Raw genomic sequence first — 481 nt, forward strand, 5'->3', positions numbered from 1 at the left:
CGTCAGGCGCCGATAGGAAGGGTGCCGAAAGACCACATTCCGAACAGGAGCAGGCCACATGAGATATTTCATCCGCTCGGCGGCCGTTGCGATTGCAATGGCTGCGGCATCCACGCTTTCCCTCTCCGCCGCTATGGCGGCCGACATCTCCGGTGCCGGCGCTACCTTCCCCTATCCGATCTATGCCAAGTGGGCCGACGCCTACAAAAAGGAGACCGGCATCGGTCTCAACTATCAGTCGATCGGCTCCGGCGGCGGCATCAAGCAGATCAAGGCCAAGACCGTGACCTTCGGCGCCTCGGACGCGCCGCTCAAGGGCGAGGATCTCAAGTCGACCGGGCTCGCGCAGTTCCCGATGGTGATGGGCGGCATCGTTCCGGTCGTCAACCTCGAAGGTGTCAAGCCGGGCGAACTGGTGCTCGACGGCCCGACGCTGGCCGACATCTTCGTCGGCAAGATCACCAACTGGAATGACGAGGCG

The 481-nt window shown here is 63.0% G+C and carries 1 protein-coding gene; it reads left to right on the forward strand.

Annotated elements, in window-relative coordinates:
* Positions 1–58 precede the first annotated feature (58 nt).
* Positions 59–481 (forward strand): extracellular solute-binding protein (locus EOA60_RS36830; RefSeq protein ID WP_128312820.1); only part of this gene is annotated, 423 nt, incomplete at its 3' end.

Origin of the sequence: Mesorhizobium sp. M1A.F.Ca.IN.020.06.1.1 (assembly GCF_004023265.1) — a bacterium.
In the GTDB taxonomy this organism is placed as follows: Bacteria; Pseudomonadota; Alphaproteobacteria; order Rhizobiales; family Rhizobiaceae; genus Mesorhizobium.